Origin of the sequence: Enterobacter chuandaensis, assembly GCF_039718975.1 — a bacterium.
Taxonomy (GTDB): domain Bacteria; phylum Pseudomonadota; class Gammaproteobacteria; order Enterobacterales; family Enterobacteriaceae; genus Enterobacter; species Enterobacter chuandaensis.
In genome coordinates, this window is record NZ_CP097173.1 from 2,121,373 (window position 1) to 2,144,995 (window position 23,623).

A 23,623-nucleotide genomic window follows, 5' to 3' on the forward strand; every position below is an offset into this window, starting at 1 on the left:
CACTCTTTTCTGGTTAAAGTGCGCCATATTATAAAAACAAATCGGGGTAAAAAGCTATTTGCGCAAGGGAATATTCCGTTGCGCAAACAGATTACAGGAGCGCGTTAATCCCGGCGATGAGGCGCTGCACCCCTTGTTCCAGCTTGCTACGCGGGCAGCCAGCGTTCAGACGCACGAACCCATTACCCTCATCTCCGTAGGTATATCCCGGCATGATCGCCACTTTTTGCTGCTCAATTAACACTTTTTGCAGCGACCTGTCGTCAATATTAAGCGGGCGCAGATCAATCCAGGCCAGATAGGTTGCCTCCGGCGGCTGCCAGTTCAGTTTCGGAAAAGCACTGTTTAATTCCTGCGTGATATACAACAGATTCGCTTCCAGATAACCCCGCAAGGCATCCAGCCACGGCGCTCCCTGCTGATAGGCGGCGATATGCGCCGTCAGCGCCAACACGGAAGGGGAAGAGAGCCCATCCCGGCCTTTTAGCGCGCTGAGATAACCTTTGCGGCTCTCTTCGTCGCCAATCAGGCCGTACGCGCCCGTGAGTGCAGGAATATTAAAGCTTTTCGAGCCGGAGGTAAGAAGCGCCCATTTGCCACGCGCCACCGCGTTCCACGGCGTGTGACGATGTTCACCCCATACCATGTCCATATGGATTTCATCGCTGATCACCGCCACGTCATAGCGCTCACAAAGCTCCGCCATCTGCGTCAGTTCCTCCCGCGTCCAGACCTTGCCGGTCGGGTTTTGCGGGCTGCACAGCAGCAGAATTTTGTTTTCCGGTTTAGCCAGCGCCGCTTCAAGCGCCGCCATATTGCCTCGCCATCCTGCAGCCTGTTTTTCCATCGCAACGGGCACCACATGACGCGAATTACCCCCAATGGCGTTGTAAAACGCATCGTACGCCGGGGTGTGAACCACCACGCCGTCACCGGGCTTCGACCAGAGGCGAATCAGCTCTGACACCATATAGATGACGGAAGGGCCATAAACGATGGTTTCTTTATCAATGCGGCTGTTAAAGCGTTGCTGGAACCAGTGCGCAACGGCGGCAAGAAACTCGTCGTTTTTCCAGCGGCTATAGCCTAAAACGCCGTGGTTGATGCGCTGGTGAAGCGCGTCGGTAATGCAGGGAGCAGTGGCGAAATCCATATCTGAGATGGTAAAAGGCAGCAGATCCGCCGCGCCAAAGCGGTCGGCAACATAGTCCCACTGCGTACACCAGGTGCCGTGACGATCCACGACGGTAGAAAAATCAAACATGACGTGCGTCCTTAAAGTAAAACCCCCTCAGAGCGAGGGGGCGAGGCATCAGGCTTCCACTGTTCGCATCAGGGTGGCCAGCTCATCCTTCACCGACTGCACCTGCGGGCCGATAACCACCTGCAAATTGTGCTGGTTTAACTGTACCACGCCGATGGCCCGGTTGGCTTTCAGGGCGTTTGTATCCACTTTTGACATATCCGCTACCGACAGACGCAGGCGGGTAATGCAGTTATCCAGCGAGGTAATGTTATCTGCACCGCCCAGCGCAGCCAGAATGGCAGGGGTGTTATACCCGGATTTGCCCACGGTACCGGCCACCGCCTGCTCAACGCTGGTGGCGGTATCGGTATCACGGCCCGGTGTTTTCAGGTTAAAGCGGGTGATGGCGAAGCGGAAGATGCCGTAGTACACCGCAAACCAGATAGCCGCCACGACCGGCACCAGATACCACTTGGTGGACAAGCCGTGCAGGATCCCGAATACCACGAAGTCAATCACGTTGCCGTCGGTGTTGCCGATGGTGACGCCCAGCACCGCCATTACGGTAAAGCCCAGGCCGGTCAGCAGCGCGTGGATGAGATAGAGCACCGGCGCAACAAACAGGAACAGGAATTCGATTGGCTCGGTGGTGCCGCCCACGACGCAGGCAATCACGCCGGAGATCAGCAGGCCTTTAATTTTATGACGGTTTTCCGGGCGGGCGCAGTGGTACATCGCCAGCGCGGCTCCCGGCAGGCCGCCGAGGAAGGCCGGCATTTTACCCTGAGACAGGAAACGGGTGGCGCTTTCGGAGAAGCCGTGGGTGGTCGGGCAGCTCAGTTGCGCCTGGAAGATGGTCAGCGCACCGCTCACGTCGTGACCGCACACCTCCATGGTGCCGCCCGCTTCGGTGAAGCGAATCAGGGCCACCAGGATATGCTGCAGGCCGAACGGCAGCAGCAGACGCTCGCCGGTGCCGAAGATCATCGGACCAAAATCGCCCGCGCCGTTGATGATGCGGCCAATGCCGTTGATGCCCATCGCAAAGACCGGCCAGATCAGCGGAATGATCAGACCAAACAGGCCCATCACCACCAGGGTGACAATCGGCACGAAGCGGGTACCGCCGAAGAAGGCCAGAGCATCCGGCAGGCGGATGTTGTGGAAGCGCTCGTGCAGCATCCAGATAATGACCCCGGCGATCACCGCTCCGAGGATCCCGGTATCAATAGACTGGATGCCAATCACGCTCTGAATGTTGTTGGCTTTCAGCACGGCAGCGTCGGTGGTCGGCAGAATGCCTTTCGCAGTCAGCCAGAAGTTAACCGCCAGGTTCATCACGGCGTAACCCACAAACCCGGCAAACGCTGCGACGCCTTTATTTTCGCGCGCCAGGCCCAGCGGGATGGCGATACAGAACATCACGGGCAGGAAGCTAAACGCGAAGGAGCCGACCTTGCTCATCCAGATAAAGATCGCCTGCAGCACGGGGGTGCCGAGGAACGGGATCAGCGTGATGACGTCTTTACTGCTCAGCGAGCTGCCGATCCCGAGCATGATCCCGCAGAACGAGAGGAGCGCCACGGGCAGCATAAAGGTTTTACCCAGTTGCTGGAAAAACTCCCACAGCGATATTTTTTGTGCTGCTTTCGCCGTCATAAAACGACTCCTTTATTGTTAAAATCAGTTTGTCTGCTTCAATGCCGCGAGAAGATAAAACGTTTTATCAAAGTTTAGTGCGCGCTGAATCACATTCTCAGGCTTTTACTGGTAGTATAAAGATAACGTATTGATAAAACGTTTTACCGATCTCATTTCAGGGAGTCACGCCGACACATGGCTGTAGCGAAAAAAATCACTATCAACGATGTCGCGCTGGCGGCGGGCGTTTCCGTCAGCACCGTTTCTCTGGTGCTGAGCGGGAAAGGGCGTATCTCGCCCGCAACCGGTCAGCGGGTGAATGAAGCGGTTGAACAGCTGGGCTTTGTGCGTAACCGCCAGGCGTCGGCACTGCGCGGCGGGCAAAGCGGGGTGATTGGCCTGATTGTCCGCGACCTGACGTCACCTTTCTATGCGGAGCTGACCGCCGGGTTAACCGAGGCTCTGGAAGCGCAGGGGCGGATGGTCTTTCTGCTGCACGGCGGGCGCGAGGCCGGGCAGCTTCTCTCCCGTCTCGATATGCTGCTGACCCAGGGCGTGGACGGGGTGATCGTCGCCGGAGCGTCGGGCGTGGGCAGCGAACTCTGCGAGCGTGCCGCCGAAAAGGGCGTGCCGCTGGTATTTGCCTCGCGCGCCAGCTACCTGGACGAGGCGGACACGCTGCGCCCGGATAACATGCAGGCCGCGCAAATGTTGACCGAACATCTTATTCGTCGCGGGCATCAGCGCATTGCGTGGCTGGGCGGGAAAAGCTCGTCCCTGACGCGCGCCGAGCGGGTAGGCGGCTACTGCGCGACGCTGATTAAATACGGTCTGCCGTTCCACAGCGAATGGGTCGTGGAGTGCGAATCCAGCCAGAAAAAAGCGGCGGAAGCGATTGGCGCGCTGCTGCGAAGCAATCCGACGATCAGCGCCGTGATTTGCTACAACGATGTGATTGCCATGGGTGCCTGGTTTGGCCTGATCCGCGCCGGGCGTCAGAGCGGCGAGGGCGGGGTGGAAACCTTTTTCGGCCATCAGGTGGCGTTAGGGGCGTTCGCCGACGTTGGCGAAAACGCGCTGGACGATCTCCCCATCGTCTGGGCTACCACCCCTGCGCGGGAGATGGGCTACACGCTGGCAGACAGAATTATGCAGCGCATCGACAATACGGATGTCCAGGCCGGGCACCAGATTGTGGCGGCTCGGCTGGTAACGGTGAAATGATCTCCACTGCACATCGCCCGGCGGCGCTGCGCTTGCACGGGCCTGGAACGGCTCGGGATCGTAGGCCGAGTAAGCGTCAGCGCCACCCGGCAATAAAAAACCCCTCATGCGAGGGGTTTTGACGTTTACTGCTGCGGTGCCGCCGGTTCGGCTGGCGCTGCCGGTTCAGCCGGTTCCGGCATCCCCAGCGTCGGCATACCAAACATGCCGACGAAATCTTCCAGCGGCATTTTGTCGCCATTCAGCGTTACCTGGCCGTTGGTATATTGCAGGCTGGTGGAAATAGTGTTGTCTTCCACTTTGGTGATGCGGAACATCTGACCCATCGCCGCCAGACCTTTCACCTGCTGGCTCGCCAGTTTGCCGGCATCTTCATCGCCGTAGCCTTCCAGCTTCGCAATCTGCGTCATAAACTCGGTCGCCATATCCATCGGGATGGTCAGCTTGCTGTCGAGCGACTTCACGCTGCGATCCACTTCCTGCGCCAGCGTCTGCGGTTCACCCGCGGCGGTGGCCGGATCTTTCAGGAACAGCGACAGGTTAAAGTTGGTTTCGCCTTTGCTGTTTTTCCAGCTCAGCGGCGCAACGGTTATCACCGGCTCGCCTTTTAGCAGGATTGGCAGGTTGTTGAACAGTACCGCCATCGCCTGCTGTTGGTAAACTTCAGGGTTCTGCTGCAGCGCGGCATCGGTCAGCAGCGCCTGGCTCTCTTTGCTGTATTTCTGGCTAAATTCGTGCCATGCCTGGCCGTCGATATTGCCGATCTTCAGCGACAGCTTGCCGGTGCCCAGATCCTGATTCTGTACTTTCAGGCTCTTCAGGGTGTAATCCAGCTGGGTGTTGATGCTCTTACCGTCTTTGGATACGTCGGATTTACCGTTGACATCCATGCCTTCCAGCACGGCCATCTCTTTGCCTTCGATCGCGACAGCAATTTTATCAACGGAGAGCTTCTGATCGCCGATGCGCTCTTTAAAGTCGGTCATACGGCTGTTGCCGTCGGCTTTCAGGTTGTTAAAGGTAAGCTGAACTTTTTGGTTGTATTCGTTCACGGCGTTGATCAGGCCGCTTTCCGCTTCACCGGTCAGGGAGAAGACGTTGCCGTCCCGATCCGCCTCGACGTTGAAATGACCGCCGCTAAAGGCGACTTTTTCGTTTTCTTTCTCGTAGTTCAGCGCTTTCAGAGCAATATCCGAACTCGTGTCACCGGCATAGCTAATGCGGGTATTAATGTCGAAAGGCGATTCATTCTTCGCCAGGTCAAACAGCGGTTTGGTGACGTCATTATTCACCAGCACGGTATGAACGGACGCCATCGATGGGATCAGGTTAAAGGACTTTAACTGCGCCAGCGGCAGCGGACCGTGGCTCACCACCTCGTCCAGCACCACGCTCTGTCCCGGCTTCAGCCAGCCGTTTTCTGCACCGGCAACCGGCTTCACTACCAGCTGCATACGGCTGGTAAACACACCGCGGTGATAGTTCTGGTAGCTCAGCTCCAGACCCGCCTCCGGCGCGCTGCGCTTAATTTCGCCGTTTGCCTGCGCCACCATCTCTGCCAGACGGCCTTCCAGCTGTTTCCCGGTAAACCAGGAAGCACCCGTCCAGACCACGCCTAACGCTACAATCACTCCAACCGCTACGACCGATTTTTTCATTGCGACTATCCCTAAAATGAAACCAGGCGGTAGAAACCGCCCGGAGATATAAAACCTGCAACTAGCTTAGCAAGAGTTGTTAAAAAAATCAGTAAGTCCCTAATACCCGTCATACTTCAAGTTGCCTGTGCGTTGGCTTTCCTCGCTCACCCCAGTCACGTACTTATGTACGCTCCTGGGGATTCGCTGCGTCGCCGCCTTCATGCAACTCGAATTATTTAGGGTATAGCTTATTAAAAACGCGCGCCAGTCGACCGGTGCCGCTCACGCTGACCGGCGACTCATTGGCTGCAACGAATGCTGACTCACCGGGCTTAAGCATCAGACGCTGTTCGCCTTTGTGCAGCGTTGCTTCGCCCTCGACGCAGAACAGGATCGCCGCGCTCTCCTGCGCGATGGTCGTTTCTGTCTGGCTCAGGTCATGCAGGGAGAACGCAAAATCCTCAACCGGAATCGGGAAGTCCAGCTCTGCACCGTTTTTCACCGGCTGAGTCAGCAGTTCCGCGGCAGGCTTCGCCACGAACTTCACGTTGGCAACCAGCTCAGGGATGTCGATATATTTCGGCGTCAGGCCCGCGCGTAGCACGTTATCGGAGTTGGCCATCACCTCCAGCGCCACGCCCTGCAGATAGGCGTGCGGAGTCTCAGCGAACAGGAACATCGCTTCGCCCGGGTTCAGCTTCACCACGTTCAGCAGCAGAGGGGAGAACAGGCCGCTGTCGTCCGGGTAGAATTTGGAAATCAGACGGATGGTCTCCCACGGTTCACCCTGCTGGCTGTCCAGGGCCGCTTTCAGCACCGCCAGCGCGTGAGATTTCTCTTCACCCTGCATATTCAGCAGGCTGGCGAACAGCTGGCTCAGCGCGTCTGCGTTCGGGTTTTCGAGGAAGTGGGCGATAGCCTTGTTGGCACCCGCGACCGGCTGCAGCAGGGAAATGATCTCTGAAAACTCGCGGAACGCGTTCATCGCCAGGAAAGGGGTCAGCGCAAAAACCAGCTCCGGCTTGTGGTTAGGATCTTTGTAGTTACGCTCGGCGGCGTCTAACGGAATACCCGCCGCGTTCTCTTTCGCGAAGCCAATTTCAGACGCTTTCTTGTTCGGGTGAACCTGGATGGAGAGCGGCTGGTCGGCGCACAGCACTTTAAACAGGAACGGCAGTTCGCCAAAGCGCTGAGCTACTTTGTCGCCCAGCAGCGCGGCTTTATCGGCATCAATCACGTCACGCAGGCTGCGTACCTGGCCGCTGGCGTCTTCAATTTTTGAGCTGCTCTTCGGGTGCGCCCCCATCCACAGTTCTGCCATCGGCAGGTTGTTTGGGTTCGCGATACCGTAGAGATCCGTTAACGCAGTTTTACTTCCCCAGGCGTAGTTTTGCACTGAGTTAATGAGTTTTTGCATTATCAAGCCCTGATTCAATTGTGGAATTAACTCCGGGTATTAAAGCAATAAACCACGTGGAAGTAACCTGTCGATGTAAAAAGTCGTACTAGTCTCAGTTTTTGTTAAAAAATTGTGTAGGATAAGCTGACTCGCTTTTAAGCCGGGCAGCGGAACATCTGCCCTGAATAAACAGACCGAAGCAGTAAGTGAGAGACCAATGTCGAATAAACCCTTCCATTATCAGGATCCTTTCCCCCTCAGTAAGGATCAGACCGAGTATTACCTGTTAACCCGCGATCACGTCTCCGTCTCTGAGTTTGAAGGACAAGAGATCCTCAAGGTGGATCCGCAGGCGCTGACGCTGCTGGCGCAGCACGCTTTCCATGACGCCTCGTTTATGCTCCGTCCTGCGCACCAGCAGCAGGTTGCCGATATCCTGAGCGACCCGCAGGCCAGCGAGAACGATAAATACGTTGCCCTGCAGTTCCTGCGTAACTCAGACATCGCGGCGAAAGGCATTCTGCCAACCTGTCAGGACACCGGCACGGCGATCATCGTCGGCAAAAAAGGCCAGCGCGTCTGGACCGGCGGCGGTGACGAAGCGGCGCTGGCGCATGGCGTCTACAACACCTACACCGAAGACAACCTGCGCTACTCGCAAAACGCGGCGCTGGATATGTACAAAGAGGTCAATACCGGCACCAACTTGCCTGCACAGATTGACCTCTACAGCGTCGACGGTGATGAGTACAAATTCCTCTGTATCGCCAAAGGCGGCGGTTCAGCCAACAAAACCTATCTCTACCAGGAAACCAAAGCGCTGCTCACTCCGGGCAAGCTGAAAAATTACCTGGTTGAGAAGATGCGTACCCTCGGCACCGCAGCGTGTCCGCCGTACCATATCGCCTTCGTGATTGGCGGTACCTCGGCGGAAAGCACGCTGAAAACCGTTAAGCTGGCCTCGACCAAATACTACGACGGTCTGCCAACCGAAGGTAACGAGCACGGCCAGGCGTTCCGCGACGTGCAGCTTGAGCAGGAACTGCTGGAAGAGGCGCGTAATCTGGGGCTCGGGGCGCAGTTTGGCGGCAAATACTTTGCCCACGACGTGCGCGTGATCCGTCTGCCGCGTCACGGTGCCTCCTGCCCGGTCGGGATGGGCGTCTCCTGCTCAGCGGATCGCAACATCAAGGCCAAGATCAACCGCGAAGGCGTGTGGATCGAAAAACTTGAAAATAACCCGGGCAAATACATCCCGGAAGCACTGCGTAAAGCGGGTGAGGGTGAAGCGGTTCGCGTTGACCTGAACCGTCCGATGAAAGAGATCCTGGCGCAGCTTTCACAGTACCCGGTTTCGACCCGTCTCTCCCTGAACGGCACGATTATCGTAGGCCGCGACATCGCGCACGCGAAGCTGAAAGAGCGTCTGGACAACGGCGAAGGGCTGCCGCAGTACATTAAAGATCATCCGATCTACTACGCAGGCCCGGCGAAAACGCCTGAAGGCTATGCCTCCGGCTCGTTAGGTCCAACCACGGCAGGGCGTATGGACTCGTACGTTGATCAGCTGCAGGCTAACGGCGGCAGCATGATCATGCTGGCGAAAGGCAACCGCAGCCAGCAGGTGACGGACGCGTGCCACAAGCACGGCGGCTTCTACCTCGGCAGCATCGGCGGCCCGGCGGCGGTACTGGCGCAGGGCAGCATCAAGAGCCTGGAGTGCGTGGAGTACCCGGAGCTGGGTATGGAAGCGATCTGGAAAATCGAAGTGGAAGACTTCCCGGCGTTTATCCTGGTGGATGACAAAGGCAACGACTTCTTCAAGCAGATCCAGTCGTCCCAGTGTTCGGCGTGTGTGAAGTAAATTGAAAAAAGTCGGGTGGCGCAGCCGCCACCCGACATCTAAAAGAGCGCACAAAGCGCCATACCGTTTCTCAGAAGTCATCAATACTTATCCCTTAAGCATGTGAGCAATCCCTCTTTTGTTATCAAGGAGAAAGTAATGACCACGGTACGCCATGAGAAAGACTCGATGGGCGCCATCGACGTCCCGGCCGACAAGCTATGGGGCGCGCAAACGCAGCGTTCGCTGGAGCATTTCCGTATCTCGACCGAAAAAATGCCCGTCTCGCTGATCCAGGCGCTGGCGCTCACCAAACGCGCTGCCGCTAAGGTGAATCAGGATTTAGGCCTGCTGAACGCCGACAAAGCCACTGCCATTATTAACGCCGCCGACGAAGTGCTGGCGGGCAAGCATCCCGACGAATTTCCCCTCGCCATCTGGCAGACCGGTTCCGGCACCCAAAGCAACATGAACATGAACGAAGTGCTGGCGAACCGGGCGAGCGAACTGCTGGGCGGCGTGCGCGGCATGGAGCGTAAGGTCCACCCGAACGATGACGTCAACAAAAGTCAGAGCTCTAACGACGTCTTCCCGACGGCGATGCACGTGGCGGCGGTGATCGCTATCCGCGAGCAGCTTATCCCGCAGCTCAACGTGCTCAAATCCACGCTTAACGAGAAAGCGCAGGCCTTCCGCGACGTCGTTAAAATTGGCCGTACGCACCTGCAGGACGCCACGCCGCTGACGCTCGGCCAGGAGATTTCCGGCTGGGTGGCGATGCTGGAACACAACCTGAAGCATATTGAGAACAGCCTGCCGCACCTGGCGGAGCTGGCGCTCGGTGGGACGGCGGTCGGTACCGGGTTAAACACCCATCCTGAGTACGCGGTGCGCGTGGCGGAGGAGCTTGCTGCCATTACTGGACAGCCGTTCGTCACGGCGCCCAATAAGTTTGAAGCGCTGGCGACCTGCGATGCGCTGGTTCATACCCACGGCGCGCTGAAAGGGCTGGCGGCCTCGCTGATGAAAATCGCCAACGACGTGCGCTGGCTGGCCTCGGGCCCGCGCTGCGGCATCGGTGAAATCAGCATCCCGGAAAACGAGCCGGGCAGCTCCATCATGCCGGGTAAAGTCAACCCGACCCAGTGCGAAGCCATGACCATGCTCTGCTGTCAGGTGTTGGGCAACGACGTGGCCGTCAACCTGGGCGGCGCGTCCGGCAACTTCGAGCTGAACGTTTATCGCCCGATGGTGATCCACAACGTGCTGCAATCGATTCGTCTGCTTGCGGACGGGATGGAGAGCTTTAACGAGCACTGTGCGGTAGGGATTGAGCCGAATCGCGAGCGCATCAGCCAGCTGCTCAATGAATCCCTGATGCTGGTGACGGCGCTCAATACCCATATCGGATACGACAAGGCCGCCGAGATCGCTAAAAAAGCGCATAAAGAGGGGCTGACGCTGAAAGCCTCCGCCCTGGCGCTGGGCTATCTGACGGAGGCGGAGTTCGACGCCTGGGTTCGTCCGGAAGCGATGGTCGGCAGCCTAAAATAATCATCCCGCCACGTACAGGTGCAGCCGCGGAATAATCAGCTGTAGCGGCTGCGCCTGAGGTCTGTAACGGTGCTGGACATTGTCCGCATCGTAATTCAGCAGTTCCCCAATATCGGGTACCACCGCGCCCTGATCGGCATCGTAAAGCGCAATCAGCGGCGTCGGGCAGGCATATTGCACCTGCTTTTGCTGGCCGGAATACCAGACGCGGGCGATAGGCTGCACCTTCACCGGGCGCTTAATTTTGAGGCGCGTATCCGCCGGTAGCGAGGCGATGCTGTGGTACTCCTGCTCCAGGCGCTCAATCCACTGCTCCCGCGACCACGGTGCGACGGTGCGCGGCGTCTTCAGGCTTTTTTCCAGCTGGGCCAGAATCTCATCCCGGGTGAAGTTTTTAATGATGTGCTTATTCGCCCAGCCGAAGCGCAGCGTAGCGGGGTGGCGCAGTACCGTCAGCGTTCGGTAGGCATTCAGGGTAATCAGCCCCGGAAGCTGGCGGTGCACCCATTCAAACCGGGCGGCAGGGGCGAGGCCGGACTCTTCGGTGATGATCTTTTCAAAGGTCGCTTTCAGGGTGTTGATATGCGCAATCTGGCTTTCCAGCGCTTCACGTGTTGCTGCATCGGTTTGCAGGCAGATGACGCCGGGCAGACGCACGGCCGCCTTACTGCTGCGGTTTTCTGACTGCTGCTGGATAAACAGGCGGCGATAGTGTTTCAGCGCCAGCTCAAGGGCGGCGCTGCCGATGTGCTGTTCGACCTCGATGGTGTCCAGCGGATCATGCTCGGCCCCTTTAGCCACATCCGGCAGGGTAAAGACGCGCGCGGCCAGCAGGCGGCAGGCCTGCAAACGCTCGGTCAGGGTCAGGAGCTCGTGTTCTATTTCCCGAAACGTGCCGTTAAGCCGTTCGATGAGATCGTAGGTCGCCATAAACACTCTCGTTAGTTACAACATACTTATCATATAGCACAGCACGCCGGGTCAGGCCAGCGTGCGGTTATGGTCAGGCAGGGACGGGAAGTGGGATGTTATGGTACACCGGCCAGCTAAAGCAGAAGCGCGCGCCGCCGAGGTCGCTCTCCTCGCAGTGTACCGTGCCGCCCATCGCCTGCGCGATAGAGTAGACAATCGCCAGCCCCAGGCCGCATCCGCCGGTAGCGCGATCGCGGCTGGGGTCGAGGCGGACAAACGGTTCAAACACGGTTTCTCGCGCTTCCGGGGCAATTCCCGGGCCGTCATCTTCCACCGTCAGGCTGGCCTGATTGCCCTGCAAATTCAGCCCAATCTGGAGCGTACTCTCGCTGTAGCGCATGGCATTATTCATCAGGTTGTCGAGCACGCGCTCCATCAGGCGCATATCGAGCGCGCCGTAGTCACCCGGCGTGACGCGCGTCAACAGCGTGCGCTGCGGGTTCACGCTCTGAACGTCATCAATGTGGGTTTGCAGCCAGGCGGGGAGATCCGGTGTGCTGAGGTTCAGCTCGTTTTGCGGGCGGTCGAGGCGCGCGTAGGTCAGCAGCTCCTCAATCAGCGCTTCAAGCTGGCCGATATCGCGGTTAAGTGCCTGATTCTCTGCCTCGGTCAGATTCTCGCTCATCTCCAGACGATAGCGCAGGCGAACCAGCGGCGTGCGCAGCTCGTGGGCAATTCCGTCGATCAACTGCTTCTTACTGGCGATCAGCGCATTGATGTTATCGGCCATCTGGTTAAAGGCTACGCCCAGACGTTCAAAGCTGGAACCGCTGTCGAAGTGAATGCGCTCGGTAAAATGCCCCTCGCCAAAACGCTGCGCGGCGGATTCCAGCTTTAGCATGTCCTGCCAGTGTGGGCGCATCCAGATAAAGACCGGAAACGCGAGCGAAATGGCGATAAAGGCCATCAGCGCCATGTCCAGCAGACGCATCTGGTGCAGATAATAGAGATAGGGCACCGGCCCGACGGCCAGCACGTAATGGCTGCGCGGAATGCGCTGGATAAACGTGTATTTCTCATCCAGCGCGACGATATCCCCGTCGCGCAGGCGCTGCATGGTGGGCGGATCTAAATCGAAATCTTTTAACGGCTCAATGCGTAAATCAAACGACAGGTTCAGGTCCAGCTCTTTCAGGGTTTTCGCCCAGTCGTGCGGCGGGATCTCTCTCAGCTCGCTGCGCATCAGATACAGCGAGCTTTTCATCAGATCGTCCAGCGACTGTCTGCCCGCACGTTCGGCGGTGAATTTATAGACCAGCCCGACCAGCATGGTCATCACCAGGAAGCAGACAAACAGCAAAAGATAAAACTGCACAAACAGCTTTTTCATTGGATCTCACCGAAGAAACGCTTTGTGCAGAATATACATGAAAACCCTTCGATATTTTCATGTCTGTGAAGCGTGTTACATGGCATTCGTGCTGTTTTTTACCCTGGCGATGAGTGTTTCCGTCATGGCCAAGCCTTCCGCAATGTTTGGATCAATCACGGCAGTCCCGAATTCATTAATTAGATCCAACAGAATTTCGTAAGACTGGATAAGTTCAAGGAGGTCAAGGAGCGCTTTTTGATCGGCGCGTGAGGGTGAGGAATGGCTAAACGCTGCCTGATTAACAATCCATTCAAGATTGGTTTTGATGGCTTCTACTTCATGGTAGCTATACATATTTCATGGGCTTAAATCCTCATTTCAAGATTTTATGGGAGAGAATGTGCTGAAAAGGTGTGGCCTTATAGCTGGCCGGCGCGGCTTAAAGGAGAGAACGTTTGAGTATTAATTATGGATTAGTTCGCGCGCTTATCAAGTTAATTGTTGCGCAAACGTGTAAATTAACGCGCGAAAGAAAGGACTTCTACGCATAATGCCTTCATTTCGCGCACGTTATCTTTTTATCAGGTTTCCCAGGCGTGCGGGGCAAACAGATAACCCTTATTACGCACGGTTTTAATGCGGTAGGGCTCGGTGGCGTTATCCTGCAATTTTTTGCGCAGACGCGAGATCGCCACGTCAACGCTGCGATCCATTCCGTCATAGCTCACGCCACGAAGGTTTTTCAGCAGCGCGTCGCGGTCCATGATTTGCCCGGCATGCGTGGCCAGCTCCCACAGCAGGTCAAAATCAGCGGTGGAAAGGGCAATAAGCTCGCCGGAAAGCAGGACCTGGCGGTTAACCGGGTCAATAGACAGCGTACCGAAGCGCATCGCTTTGTGCGGCGTCAGAGACGGCGCGGGCGCTTCGCGTTCACTGCTGGCGTGCTGGCGCAAATGCAGGCGCAGGCGGGCCAGCAGGACGGCAGGCGGTGTGGTTTTCAGAATGTAGTCATTGGCCCCCATCTCCAGCGACAGAATATGGTTCATATCGCTATCCAGTGAGGTGAGCAGAACGATAGGGCCGTCCCAGCGGGCGCGCAGGTCCCGGCAGAGTGTCATGCCGTCTTTGCCTGGCAGCATGATGTCCAGCAGCACTAAATCCGGGTTTTCACGGACGACCACCTCTTCGGCACGATCGCCGCGAGGCTCAACAATGACGTCCATATCATGTTTACCCAGATAGGCGGCGATCAATTGCCCGACTTCGGGTTCGTCTTCAACATAAACAATCTTATTCATACAGCGTCTGTTTTCGTGAAAAAAGCCAACATACACCGCGGAACCTTAACCTTCCATTAATCTTTCTAAATTAACGCCGCTTCCGTTATTCTGACGTTTCTTGTTATTTGATTGTTATAAGGAAAAATATGGGGCTGGTGATCAAAGCCGCGCTGGGGGCGCTGGTGGTGTTACTGATTGGCATTCTGGCAAAAACCAAAAATTACTATATTGCCGGGCTGATCCCGCTGTTCCCGACCTTTGCGCTGATTGCGCACTATATCGTGGCCTCTGAGCGGGGTACGGAAGCGCTACGCACGACCATCGTGTTTGGCATGTGGTCAATCATCCCCTATTTTCTCTACCTGCTTTCCCTGTGGTATTTCACCGGTTTTCTGCGGCTTCCCCTGGCGCTGGGCGGGGCAGTGGTCTGCTGGGGACTCAGCGCCTGGGTGTTAATATTCTTCTGGAGCCGCTTTCACTAGCGCAGCGGGCGGCCGCCGTCCACGGCAAAGGTTCTGCCGGTGACGTAGCAGCTGGTGAGCAGGTAATCTACAAGATCGATCACCTCTTTCTCGCCTGGGGCAATTTTCATCAGCGACTTATTCAGCGCCTGCTGGCGGTACTCCGCATCATCATGTTCGTTAAACAAAATCATCGCCGGGGCGATGGCGTTCACCTTCACCTCGGGCGCGAGCTTGCGGGCAAAGGAGCGCGTCATGTTATCCAGCGCGGCTTTGCTGGCCGCATAGGCGATGTGCTTGTCGCTGCCGCGCTCCACCACATAATCGGTGAAGTGGATAATGTCACCCGCCGCATGACCGTGGCCGCGCAGCAGATCCTGCAGCGCGTGGTTGAGCAGATAGGGGGCATTTACGTGGATCTGCAGCATGGCGGAGAGCGTATCGCTGAGTGACGTACCGGGCTTCTCGGCACACCATGCGCTGGCGTTATGGATCACCGCACGTAACCCCGTCACGGAGGATTTTATCTGTTCAGCAAAGGCCAGAATGCCTTCATCGGTGGAAAAATCAGCCTGAATGCAGACCGCCCCGGCCTGGCGCAGCCCGTCAATCGACGGGTATTCTGTACGGTAGCTGACAATGACCGGATGGCGAAGGTTGAGAAAGTGATGGGCGAGGGCGAGGCCGATACGGCGACCTCCACCGGTAATCAGTATTGGGCGAAGCGGTGCATTTCCCATCGTATTCTCCTTTACAGTTCAACAATGGGAAAGGCGGTGCTATCCCATTAACATCCAGGTTGCCGGTACGGCAGCAACCAGTAACATCCCGATTAAGGCCATTTCACGACGTTTCAGCGCGTTCTCCAGCTGATGCGTGCGGCGGGCGTAGATAAACACCAGCAGACCCGGTGCGTACAGCACCACTGACAGCAGCAGATGCATAGGCCCGGAAGCATACAACAACCACAGGCCGTAAATACAGGCCCCGACACCCACGACATAGTGCGCCGGTCGCGTGGCGATTTTTAACAAATATGCCCCCACTAAGAAATAGGGTACCAGAATCATCTCCGAGGCGATGGTCAGCAGGGTGTTATAGTCTGAACCTGTGAGCCAGATCAGCACCAGACAGACCTGAACGCTGATGTTGGTCAGCCAGAGTGAGGCTGACGGCGCATTATTTTGGTTTTGACGGGCAAACAGGCGCGGGAACGCCTTGTGCGTCGCGGCCAGGAACGGCACTTCAGCCGCCATGATGGTCCAGCTCAGGTAAGCGCCGCAGACGGAGACGATCAGCCCTGCGGCAATCACCACGTCGCCCCAGGGGCCGAGCATTTTCACCATCAGGCCTGCCATGGACGGGTTACGCATTTCGGCCAGCTCAGGACGCGCCACCACGCCCAGCGACAGCAGCGTCACCAGCAGATACACGCCCAGCGCCGCCAGGACGGCCAGCAGCGTGGCGCGGCCCACATCGCGTTTATTACGCGCGCGGGCAGAGACCACAACGGCACCCTCAACGCCGATAAACACCCACAGGGTAATCAGCATCGTGTTTTTCACCTGTTCCCAGACCGGAACGCCCAGCGCAATGCCGCTGAAATCAAGCGAAAACACGTCGAGACGAAACGCAATGAAGGCCAGCACGATAAACAGGCCAAGGGGGACCAATTTCGCCAGCGTCGCCACCAGGTTGATGCTGGCGGCGGTCTGGACACCGCGTAAAATCAGCCAGTGAACAATCCACAGCAGCACCGAGGCGCCGACGATGGACTGCCAGGTATTACCGTCGCCAAACAGGCGCAGCTCGGGGGTATCGGTAAAGAAACTGAGCGCCGAGAAGACGATCACCAGATAGGAGACGTTGGCGATGACCGCGCACAGCCAGTAGCCCCAGGCGGAGCAGAAGCCAATCAGCTCGCCGAAACCTTCACGTGCATAGGTGAAAATGCCGCCGTCCAGATCCGGGCGAATGCGCGTCAGCAGCAGCATGGCAAACGCCAGCAGCAATATGCCGACACCGGTAATGCCCCAGCCAATGAGCAGGGCGGCAGGGCTTGCGACGGCCGCCATGTTCTGCGGTAAACTGAATACGCCCGCGCCCAGCATTGAGCTCAATACAAGTGCAGTTAAAGCACTCAGGCCAAGTTTCTTTTCCATTGGCTTCCTGTTATGAAAAGTCCCAATCCAGAATAATTATTTCGCTGAGGCGCATAAAAATGGTGGATCACACTAAGGCGCGGGATTTTACGGAGTGTAACGAAAGCATGCAATGATGTGTGGCAGAAATTCAAAAAAAGTAACAAAAAAGGCGGCATTGCGCCGCCTTTCGTAAACGATTTTGTTACTTATACAGATCGGCGCTGATGGTCACGTTATTGCCACGTTCCTGCCACTGGCGGGTGATGTGGTAATACTTTGCCCCTTTCTTCGCCGCACGCTTCGCGACCTGGTAAGAGACTTCCGTCATGTTGCCGTAGTTGCCGGTAAACTTGATGCTGTCGAACGGTACCATCTGCGCGGCAGTGGCTTTGTTCAGCTCTTCAATTTTGGTGCCGTCCGGCAGCGTCACAGAGTAACGACCACCTTTCGTGGATTGCGTTTCAAAGAAACGACCCACTTCAGCGCTTGGCGCCGCAGAGGTCGCTACGCCTGGAATTTCGACTTTCTTCGCTTCTTCGCCGCCTTTTGCTATCGCCGCGCGACCCGCTTCGGAGTCAGCAGGGATGGCGTCCGGGCTCTGCAGAACGCGTTTTTTCGCATCTTCTTTGTAGATGAATGCGGTAATGCGCTGGTTGCCGCCCTGGTTAGCATCCACCTGACGGACGATATAGAAAGAGTAAGCCCCTTTCTCTTTCGCGGCTTTGGTGATGGCATCGTTCACTTCAGGCTGGCTGCGATAGAAGCCCTGAACGGTGACGGTGTCGTAAGGTTCCAGCTCAATCGCCTGATCTTTTGGCAGCTCAACGATACCGTTGATCACGCGGTTTTTCGGCGCGTCAGCTTTTGGAGCATTATCTTTATACAGCGCAATGGTCACGCGCTGGTTACCGCTGTTGCCGTAATCGGACTGGTCAACAACGTAAAACGAGGCCGCTCCGTTTTTATCCGCGGCTTTTGATGCGGCGGCGACAGCATCGCCAATAGAATTATAACGACCCACAATGACCGTATGGTCAAAAGGTTTTAACGCTGCCGCTTGCTCTGGCGTTAACTCTGTTGCGGCATTCGCAGACAGGGCGGTCGCACAGAGAAGTGCGGACGCCAGGAGTGTGTTCTTAAGCTTCATAAAAATAATCCTTCGCCTTGCGCAAACCATGTACTGGTATTGTTGTTAATTTGAAACGGTCCCGATTATGGCATTTAAAACCCGTCGCTGTCTGCGCCATTTTTCACTGCCTGTGCTCACTGAATTAACGAATTCGATAACATTTAGTGATATGTTGAAAAAACAGGCGTTTGACAAGCAAAACTGATAAAGCATATGACTTTTACAAGTTAATTTAATGTTAATAACTTGTTCTCTTATGGCGCTATATCATGTTTTTACCGCTTCGCTTGCGCGATTTATCGGTTCTGGCGATGAATTTAAGGTAAATATCACTGTCAGTGACGCCGTTCGCTTATTTTTCACAGATAAAGTAAGAAATAGTGTTTTCTGGCGGTAGATCGCGGGCGCTATTTTCAGTAGGTTATAGACAGTTTGTTACTGTTTTATTTTCCGGGGTTAATCATTTCTCGTCGCTATCGAGGTGGCGAAAATTGATACAAACCGCGGGCATTTATCGACAAACCATCATCAAAAACCGATGGAAGGGAAAACTATGCGTATTGGGGTACCAAAAGAACGGTTAGCCAATGAAACCCGCGTAGCGGCAACACCGAAAACGGTGGAGCAACTGCTTAAACTGGGTTTTACCGTCGCGGTTGAAAGCGGCGCAGGCAAGCTGGCGAGTTTCGATGACGACGCCTTTATTCAGGCTGGCGCGGAAGTGGTGGACGGGGCCGAAGTCTGGCAGTCGCCTGTGATTCTGAAGGTCAACGCGCCGGAAGAGAGTGAGATTGCGCTGCTGAATCCGGGAACAACGCTGGTGAGCTTCGTCTGGCCTGCACAAAATCCTGAACTGATGGAGAAGCTGGCGGCTCGTGGCGTGACCGTGATGGCGATGGACTCCGTGCCGCGTATTTCGCGCGCGCAGTCGCTGGATGCGCTGAGCTCCATGGCAAACATTGCTGGCTACCGCGCCATTGTTGAAGCAGCCCACGAATTTGGACGCTTCTTTACCGGTCAAATCACCGCGGCGGGGAAAGTCCCACCGGCGAAAGTGATGGTGATTGGCGCGGGCGTGGCGGGTCTTGCCGCAATCGGTGCGGCAAACAGCCTGGGCGCTATCGTGCGCGCGTTCGACACCCGTCCTGAAGTGAAGGAACAGGTCCAGAGTATGGGGGCCGAATTCCTTGAGCTGGACTTCAAGGAAGAAGCGGGCAGCGGTGATGGTTACGCGAAGGTGATGTCCGAAGCCTTTATCAAAGCCGAAATGGAACTCTTCGCCGCGCAGGCGAAAGACGTCGACATTATTGTTACTACCGCGCTTATTCCGGGTAAACCAGCGCCGAAGCTGATCACCCGTGAGATGGTCGACTCCATGAAGCCGGGCAGCGTGATTGTCGACCTGGCGGCGCAGAACGGCGGTAACTGTGAGTACACCGTTGCTAATCAGGTGACCACGACCGCTAACGGCGTGAAGGTGATCGGCTATACCGACCTGCCTGGCCGCCTGCCAACCCAGTCCTCTCAGCTGTACGGCACCAACCTGGTTAACCTGCTGAAGCTGCTCTGCAAAGAGAAAGACGGCAACATCACCGTCGATTTTGACGATGTGGTGGTGCGCGGCGTTACCGTCGTTCGCGAAGGTGAAATCACCTGGCCTGCACCGCCTATTCAGGTTTCCGCGCAGCCTCAGGCGGCACCGAAAGCAGCTCCTGAGCCAAAAGAACCGGCTAAACCGGCTTCTCCGTGGCGTAAATACGCCATCATGGCGCTGGTTATTATTCTGTTCGGCTGGCTGGCTGACGTCGCGCCGAAAGAGTTCCTCGGCCACTTTACCGTCTTCGCGCTCTCCTGCGTCGTAGGCTACTACGTGGTGTGGAACGTCTCGCACGCGCTGCATACGCCGCTGATGTCGGTCACTAACGCCATCTCCGGGATCATCGTGGTGGGGGCGTTGCTGCAGATTGGGCACGGCGGCTGGATCAGCTTCCTGAGCTTTATCGCGGTGCTGATCGCCAGTATCAATATTTTCGGTGGTTTCACCGTGACTCAGCGCATGCTGAAAATGTTTCGTAAAGGCTAAGGGGTAGCATATGTCTGGAGGATTAGTTACAGCCGCATACATTGTTGCTGCAATCCTGTTTATTTTCAGTCTGGCGGGGCTTTCCAAACACGAAACGTCTCAGCAGGGGAATAACTTTGGTATCGCCGGGATGGCGATTGCGCTGATCGCCACCATCTTCGGGCCGGATACCGGCAACGTGGCGTGGATCCTGGTGGCGATGATCATCGGCGGCGCGATTGGTATTCGCCTGGCGAAGCGCGTTGAAATGACCGAGATGCCGGAGCTGGTGGCGATTCTGCACAGCTTCGTGGGTCTGGCGGCGGTGCTGGTGGGCTTCAACAGCTACCTGTATCACGAACCGGGCATGGAGCCGATTCTGGTCAACATTCACCTGACCGAAGTGTTCCTCGGCATCTTCATCGGTGCTGTGACCTTCACCGGTTCTATCGTGGCGTTCGGCAAGCTGCGCGGTAAGATCTCTTCTAAACCGCTGATGCTGCCAAACCGTCACAAGCTGAACCTGGCGGCGCTGGTGGTGTCGTTTGTGCTGCTGGTGGTCTTCGTGCGTACCGAAAGCGTGGGCCTGCAGGTACTGGCGTTGCTGGTGATGACCATCATCGCGCTGGCGTTTGGCTGGCACCTGGTGGCGTCCATCGGCGGTGCGGATATGCCGGTGGTCGTTTCGATGCTGAACTCCTACTCCGGTTGGGCGGCGGCGGCGGCGGGCTTTATGCTGAGCAACGACCTGCTGATCGTCACCGGTGCGCTGGTCGGTTCTTCCGGTGCGATCCTGTCTTACATCATGTGTAAAGCGATGAACCGTTCGTTCATCAGCGTGATTGCCGGTGGCTTTGGTTCTGACGGTTCTTCGACCGGTTCCGATGAGGAAGTGGGTGAGCACCGTGAAATCAGCGCGGAAGACACCGCAGAGATGCTGAAAAACTCGCATTCTGTGATCATCACCCCGGGCTACGGCATGGCGGTGGCGCAGGCGCAGTATCCGGTGGCGGAAATCACCGAGAAGCTGCGCGCGCGCGGTATCAAAGTACGCTTTGGTATTCACCCTGTAGCGGGGCGTCTGCCGGGCCACATGAACGTGCTGCTGGCGGAAGCGAAGGTGCCATACGACATCGTTCTGGAAATGGACGAGATCAACGATGATTTCGCCGACACCGACACCGTGCTGGTCATTGGTGCCAACGACACCGTTAACCCGGCGGCACAGGACGATCCGCGTAGCCCAATCGCCGGGATGCCGGTTCTGGAAGTGTGGAAGGCGCAGAACGTTATTGTCTTCAAACGCTCCATGAACACCGGCTATGCTGGCGTGCAGAATCCGCTGTTCTTTAAAGAGAACACCCATATGCTGTTTGGCGATGCCAAAGCCAGCGTGGATGCGATTCTGAAAGCGCTGTAATTCGCTTTCTCCTGACAAACCGCTCTTCGGGGCGGTTTTCTTATTTCTGCGGCCAGCGTTTCTCCTCTGTCTATACTTTACCCTTTGCGTAATATGAGGAGGTGTAATGCATTTTCTGTCCCGCTTCGACATCATTGCGTTGATGATGACGCCGACATTCTGGATAGGCGCCGCCACGGTTGTCTTTGTGACGCTGCTGGTGTACTGGCTGCTGACGCGCCTGATCGCGTTCGTTAAGAAAGGGATCACCACCTGGGGCGACAAGCACCCGACCACCAGCCGGATGCGTTTTATCCTGACCGAAATGCTTAACCGCACCAGCCGTTTCCTGCTGTTTGTGGTGGCGCTGCTTTTCAGCCTGCGTTTTGTTGACTTACCCGATCATCTTTTTGGCACCATCAGCCACGCCTGGTTCCTGGTTTTCGCTATCCAGGTGGCGCTGTGGATGGATCAAGGGGTTGTGTCGTGGCTTCGTCACGTCATGCTGGCGCCGGGAAGCCATAAAAACCCGGTCACGCTGGTGATCACGGGGCTTATTCTCCGTGCCATCGTCTGGTCAGTGATGCTGCTGTCTATCCTTGCTAACGCGGGCGTCAACATCACTGCTCTGGTTGCCAGCCTTGGGGTAGGGGGTATTGCCATCGCCCTCGCCGTACAAACGATCCTCAGTGACGTGTTTGCCTCACTGTCTATCGGTTTTGATAAGCCGTTCGAAATTGGCGATTTTGTGGTGTTCAACGACGTGGCGGGGACGGTAGAGCACATTGGCCTGAAAACGACCCGTATCCGCAGCCTGAGCGGGGAGCAGATTGTCTGCGGTAACGCCATTTTGCTTCAGCAGACGCTTCACAACTACAAACGCATGCAGACGCGCCGCATCGTCTTCACCTTTGGTGTTGCCAGCGACACGCCGCCCGAAAAGCTGCGCTACGTGGGGGATATGGTCAGGCAGATCATTACCGATGTCGGTGAGACAAAATTCGATCGCGCCCATTTTCTGGGATTCGACCGCGACCGCCTGACGTTTGAAGTCGTCCATATTGTTAATACCGCGGATTACAACAAATACATGGACATCCAGCAGGAGATCAATATCCGTATTCTTGAAGGGCTGAACGCCCAGGAGATTAAGCTGGCCCTGCCCAGTATGGTATTGCACGCGCCGTGGATGCAGGAGGCGTCAGGTGAACAGCCGAAACCGGTAATGGAGAGCTGATAAAAAAGCCCGCCGGAGCGGCGGGCTTGATGTTTACGTTAATCGTCTTCCGGGTCGTCCAGCTCAATCGGCGTCTGATACTCATCCGGCTTAATGACCAGCAGGTCACAGCGCAGATGGTCGATCACCTGTTCGGCGGTATTACCGAGGAAGGCGGCAGAAATACCGGTCCGGCCAATGGTGCCCAGCACCACAATCCCGGCCTGCAGATGCTCGGCTAAATCCGGGATCACCTCTTCAGGCAGCCCTTTTTCCACGTGCGTCATGTTCTCATCAATGCTGAACTTCTGGCGCAGCGCTTTCATCGCCAGCAGGTGCTGACCGCGGATCGCGTCGTTATAGACGCTCGGGTCAAACTCCGGCAGCTCGATGGCGATATTGATCGGGGTAACTGGATAGGCTCCCACCAGATGCACTTCGGTATGGTTAACCTGATCGGCAAGCTGGATGGTCTCCTTCACGAGCTTCTCGTTGAGGGAATTGTGGTAATCCTCTTCGCTCGCCAGGTTAACCGCCACAACGGCTTTCCCGCCTTCAGGCCACGGCTGGTCTTTCACCATCCAGACCGGGCAAGGGCATTTACGCAACAAATGCCAGTCGGTCGGGGTAAAGATCACGGACTCCAGCTTATCGTGCTGGTGCGCCATCTTCAGCAGCAGGTCGTGCCCACCGGCAACAACTTCCTGGATAATGGCTTCAAAAGGTCGGTTATGCCAGACCACTTTAATATCAATAGGCACTCCCGCTTCCAGGTAATACTTCGCCTGTTCACGGATCCACGCGGTACGCTGGCTGATGACGCCCTGACGCATAGCGGTGCGCTCGTCAGGCGACAGAAGGGTGGTCATCTCATACGAGAAGTCATAGATCGGCAAAAACGCTTTGATTTTGCCACCAATCCGTTGATGTAAATACACAGCACGTCGTAATGCTGGCTGATCGTCCTGATTCGGATCGATAGCTACCAGCATGTTTTGATACTTGGCCATACAGGTCTCCTTACTACTGTCACCACAGTCTGTAATTAAAAGAGTAACCTATATATCCTGAATGAAACAGAGGGGAGCTTTTGCCAGATCA

At 56.4% G+C, this 23,623-nt stretch carries 19 protein-coding genes; 7 read left to right on the forward strand and 12 right to left on the reverse strand.

Features of this window, described 5'->3' with window-relative positions:
* Positions 1–91: 91 nt before the first annotated feature.
* A complete protein-coding gene (locus tag MX657_RS10395) occupies positions 92–1,264 on the reverse strand; it encodes a MalY/PatB family protein (RefSeq protein WP_346808370.1) in 1,173 nt (390 codons plus the stop codon).
* Positions 1,265–1,312: 48 nt separating this feature from the next.
* Positions 1,313–2,905 carry a maltose/glucose-specific PTS transporter subunit IIBC gene (malX, locus tag MX657_RS10400; RefSeq protein ID WP_061098406.1) on the reverse strand — a complete coding sequence of 531 codons (1,593 nt, stop codon included), beginning with the start codon at positions 2,903–2,905 and terminating at the stop codon, positions 1,313–1,315.
* Positions 2,906–3,082: 177 nt separating this feature from the next.
* On the opposite strand from malX, the gene MX657_RS10405 reads away from it, so the two are divergent.
* The gene (locus MX657_RS10405; RefSeq protein WP_346808372.1) at positions 3,083–4,111 is read left to right on the forward strand and encodes a Mal regulon transcriptional regulator MalI; all 1,029 of its coding nucleotides are present in this window, start codon (positions 3,083–3,085) and stop codon (positions 4,109–4,111) included.
* Between the two features lie 125 nt (positions 4,112–4,236).
* Here the strand turns inward: MX657_RS10405 and MX657_RS10410 are convergent, their stop codons facing one another.
* Positions 4,237–5,769, reverse strand: a complete 1,533-nt coding sequence (locus MX657_RS10410; RefSeq protein WP_346808373.1) for a YdgA family protein — start codon at positions 5,767–5,769, stop codon at positions 4,237–4,239.
* A gap of 214 nt (positions 5,770–5,983) precedes the next feature.
* Positions 5,984–7,168, reverse strand: coding sequence for a mannose-6-phosphate isomerase (gene manA / locus MX657_RS10415; RefSeq protein WP_346808375.1), 1,185 nt, complete (start codon positions 7,166–7,168; stop codon positions 5,984–5,986).
* A gap of 199 nt (positions 7,169–7,367) precedes the next feature.
* Between manA and fumA the strand changes: the two genes are divergently transcribed.
* Together fumA and fumC are read left to right on the forward strand one after the other, a co-directional pair.
* A complete protein-coding gene (fumA, locus tag MX657_RS10420) occupies positions 7,368–9,014 on the forward strand; it encodes a class I fumarate hydratase FumA (RefSeq protein WP_119914712.1) in 1,647 nt (548 codons plus the stop codon).
* A 138-nt stretch (positions 9,015–9,152) separates the two neighbouring features.
* Complete coding sequence (gene fumC / locus MX657_RS10425) at positions 9,153–10,547, forward strand: class II fumarate hydratase (RefSeq protein ID WP_346808377.1); 1,395 nt, start codon at positions 9,153–9,155, stop codon at positions 10,545–10,547.
* Here the strand turns inward: fumC and tus are convergent, their stop codons facing one another.
* The 4 genes from tus to rstA form a co-directional block, all read right to left on the reverse strand.
* Positions 10,548–11,477, reverse strand: coding sequence for a DNA replication terminus site-binding protein (gene tus / locus MX657_RS10430; protein ID WP_119914710.1), 930 nt, complete (start codon positions 11,475–11,477; stop codon positions 10,548–10,550).
* 73 nt (positions 11,478–11,550) lie between these two features.
* Entirely contained in the window at positions 11,551–12,849 is a 1,299-nt protein-coding gene (rstB, locus tag MX657_RS10435; RefSeq protein WP_252001492.1) for a two-component system sensor histidine kinase RstB, read from the reverse strand.
* 75 nt (positions 12,850–12,924) lie between these two features.
* Positions 12,925–13,185 carry a hypothetical protein gene (locus tag MX657_RS10440; RefSeq protein WP_346808380.1) on the reverse strand — a complete coding sequence of 87 codons (261 nt, stop codon included), beginning with the start codon at positions 13,183–13,185 and terminating at the stop codon, positions 12,925–12,927.
* Between the two features lie 227 nt (positions 13,186–13,412).
* The gene (gene rstA, locus MX657_RS10445) at positions 13,413–14,129 is read right to left on the reverse strand and encodes a two-component system response regulator RstA (protein ID WP_061099676.1); all 717 of its coding nucleotides are present in this window, start codon (positions 14,127–14,129) and stop codon (positions 13,413–13,415) included.
* 128 nt (positions 14,130–14,257) lie between these two features.
* Between rstA and MX657_RS10450 the strand changes: the two genes are divergently transcribed.
* Positions 14,258–14,593 carry a GlpM family protein gene (locus tag MX657_RS10450; RefSeq protein ID WP_014883596.1) on the forward strand — a complete coding sequence of 112 codons (336 nt, stop codon included), beginning with the start codon at positions 14,258–14,260 and terminating at the stop codon, positions 14,591–14,593.
* Here the strand turns inward: MX657_RS10450 and folM are convergent.
* From folM to ydgH, 3 genes are all read right to left on the reverse strand, one after another.
* Positions 14,590–15,312 (reverse strand): dihydromonapterin reductase, encoded by a 723-nt coding sequence (gene folM / locus MX657_RS10455; RefSeq protein WP_080327290.1) that lies wholly within the window; start codon positions 15,310–15,312, stop codon positions 14,590–14,592. The two genes, MX657_RS10450 and folM, sit on opposite strands and share 4 nt — an antisense overlap.
* A gap of 39 nt (positions 15,313–15,351) precedes the next feature.
* Positions 15,352–16,734, reverse strand: a complete 1,383-nt coding sequence (locus tag MX657_RS10460) for an amino acid permease (protein WP_217479673.1) — start codon at positions 16,732–16,734, stop codon at positions 15,352–15,354.
* A 184-nt stretch (positions 16,735–16,918) separates the two neighbouring features.
* Entirely contained in the window at positions 16,919–17,863 is a 945-nt protein-coding gene (gene ydgH / locus MX657_RS10465; RefSeq protein WP_028012941.1) for a DUF1471 family protein YdgH, read from the reverse strand.
* A 535-nt stretch (positions 17,864–18,398) separates the two neighbouring features.
* Between ydgH and pntA the strand changes: the two genes are divergently transcribed.
* The 3 genes from pntA (at position 18,399) to MX657_RS10480 (ending at position 22,543) form a co-directional block, all read left to right on the forward strand.
* A complete protein-coding gene (gene pntA, locus MX657_RS10470; protein WP_061098391.1) occupies positions 18,399–19,928 on the forward strand; it encodes a Re/Si-specific NAD(P)(+) transhydrogenase subunit alpha in 1,530 nt (509 codons plus the stop codon).
* Positions 19,929–19,938: 10 nt separating this feature from the next.
* Positions 19,939–21,327, forward strand: a complete 1,389-nt coding sequence (pntB, locus tag MX657_RS10475; protein ID WP_013096868.1) for a Re/Si-specific NAD(P)(+) transhydrogenase subunit beta — start codon at positions 19,939–19,941, stop codon at positions 21,325–21,327.
* 106 nt (positions 21,328–21,433) lie between these two features.
* Complete coding sequence (locus tag MX657_RS10480; RefSeq protein ID WP_346808384.1) at positions 21,434–22,543, forward strand: mechanosensitive ion channel family protein; 1,110 nt, start codon at positions 21,434–21,436, stop codon at positions 22,541–22,543.
* A gap of 38 nt (positions 22,544–22,581) precedes the next feature.
* Here MX657_RS10480 and uspE read toward each other — a convergent pair whose 3' ends face one another.
* On the reverse strand, positions 22,582–23,532 hold the full coding sequence (uspE, locus tag MX657_RS10485; RefSeq protein ID WP_028012944.1) for a universal stress protein UspE: 951 nt from the start codon (positions 23,530–23,532) through the stop codon (positions 22,582–22,584).
* Positions 23,533–23,623: the final 91 nt, after the last annotated feature.

What these genes read in the sequence shown, in the direction of transcription:
- MX657_RS10395 (WP_346808370.1), bottom strand. Translation starts at nt 1,264, where the DNA reads ATGTTTGATTTTTCTACCGTCGTGGATCGTCACGGCACCTGGTGTACG.
- malX (WP_061098406.1), bottom strand. Translation starts at nt 2,905, where the DNA reads ATGACGGCGAAAGCAGCACAAAAAATATCGCTGTGGGAGTTTTTCCAG.
- MX657_RS10405 (WP_346808372.1), top strand. Translation starts at nt 3,083, where the DNA reads ATGGCTGTAGCGAAAAAAATCACTATCAACGATGTCGCGCTGGCGGCG.
- MX657_RS10410 (WP_346808373.1), bottom strand. Translation starts at nt 5,769, where the DNA reads ATGAAAAAATCGGTCGTAGCGGTTGGAGTGATTGTAGCGTTAGGCGTG.
- manA (WP_346808375.1), bottom strand. Translation starts at nt 7,168, where the DNA reads ATGCAAAAACTCATTAACTCAGTGCAAAACTACGCCTGGGGAAGTAAA.
- fumA (WP_119914712.1), top strand. Translation starts at nt 7,368, where the DNA reads ATGTCGAATAAACCCTTCCATTATCAGGATCCTTTCCCCCTCAGTAAG.
- fumC (WP_346808377.1), top strand. Translation starts at nt 9,153, where the DNA reads ATGACCACGGTACGCCATGAGAAAGACTCGATGGGCGCCATCGACGTC.
- tus (WP_119914710.1), bottom strand. Translation starts at nt 11,477, where the DNA reads ATGGCGACCTACGATCTCATCGAACGGCTTAACGGCACGTTTCGGGAA.
- rstB (WP_252001492.1), bottom strand. Translation starts at nt 12,849, where the DNA reads ATGAAAAAGCTGTTTGTGCAGTTTTATCTTTTGCTGTTTGTCTGCTTC.
- MX657_RS10440 (WP_346808380.1), bottom strand. Translation starts at nt 13,185, where the DNA reads ATGTATAGCTACCATGAAGTAGAAGCCATCAAAACCAATCTTGAATGG.
- rstA (WP_061099676.1), bottom strand. Translation starts at nt 14,129, where the DNA reads ATGAATAAGATTGTTTATGTTGAAGACGAACCCGAAGTCGGGCAATTG.
- MX657_RS10450 (WP_014883596.1), top strand. Translation starts at nt 14,258, where the DNA reads ATGGGGCTGGTGATCAAAGCCGCGCTGGGGGCGCTGGTGGTGTTACTG.
- folM (WP_080327290.1), bottom strand. Translation starts at nt 15,312, where the DNA reads ATGGGAAATGCACCGCTTCGCCCAATACTGATTACCGGTGGAGGTCGC.
- MX657_RS10460 (WP_217479673.1), bottom strand. Translation starts at nt 16,734, where the DNA reads ATGGAAAAGAAACTTGGCCTGAGTGCTTTAACTGCACTTGTATTGAGC.
- ydgH (WP_028012941.1), bottom strand. Translation starts at nt 17,863, where the DNA reads ATGAAGCTTAAGAACACACTCCTGGCGTCCGCACTTCTCTGTGCGACC.
- pntA (WP_061098391.1), top strand. Translation starts at nt 18,399, where the DNA reads ATGCGTATTGGGGTACCAAAAGAACGGTTAGCCAATGAAACCCGCGTA.
- pntB (WP_013096868.1), top strand. Translation starts at nt 19,939, where the DNA reads ATGTCTGGAGGATTAGTTACAGCCGCATACATTGTTGCTGCAATCCTG.
- MX657_RS10480 (WP_346808384.1), top strand. Translation starts at nt 21,434, where the DNA reads ATGCATTTTCTGTCCCGCTTCGACATCATTGCGTTGATGATGACGCCG.
- uspE (WP_028012944.1), bottom strand. Translation starts at nt 23,532, where the DNA reads ATGGCCAAGTATCAAAACATGCTGGTAGCTATCGATCCGAATCAGGAC.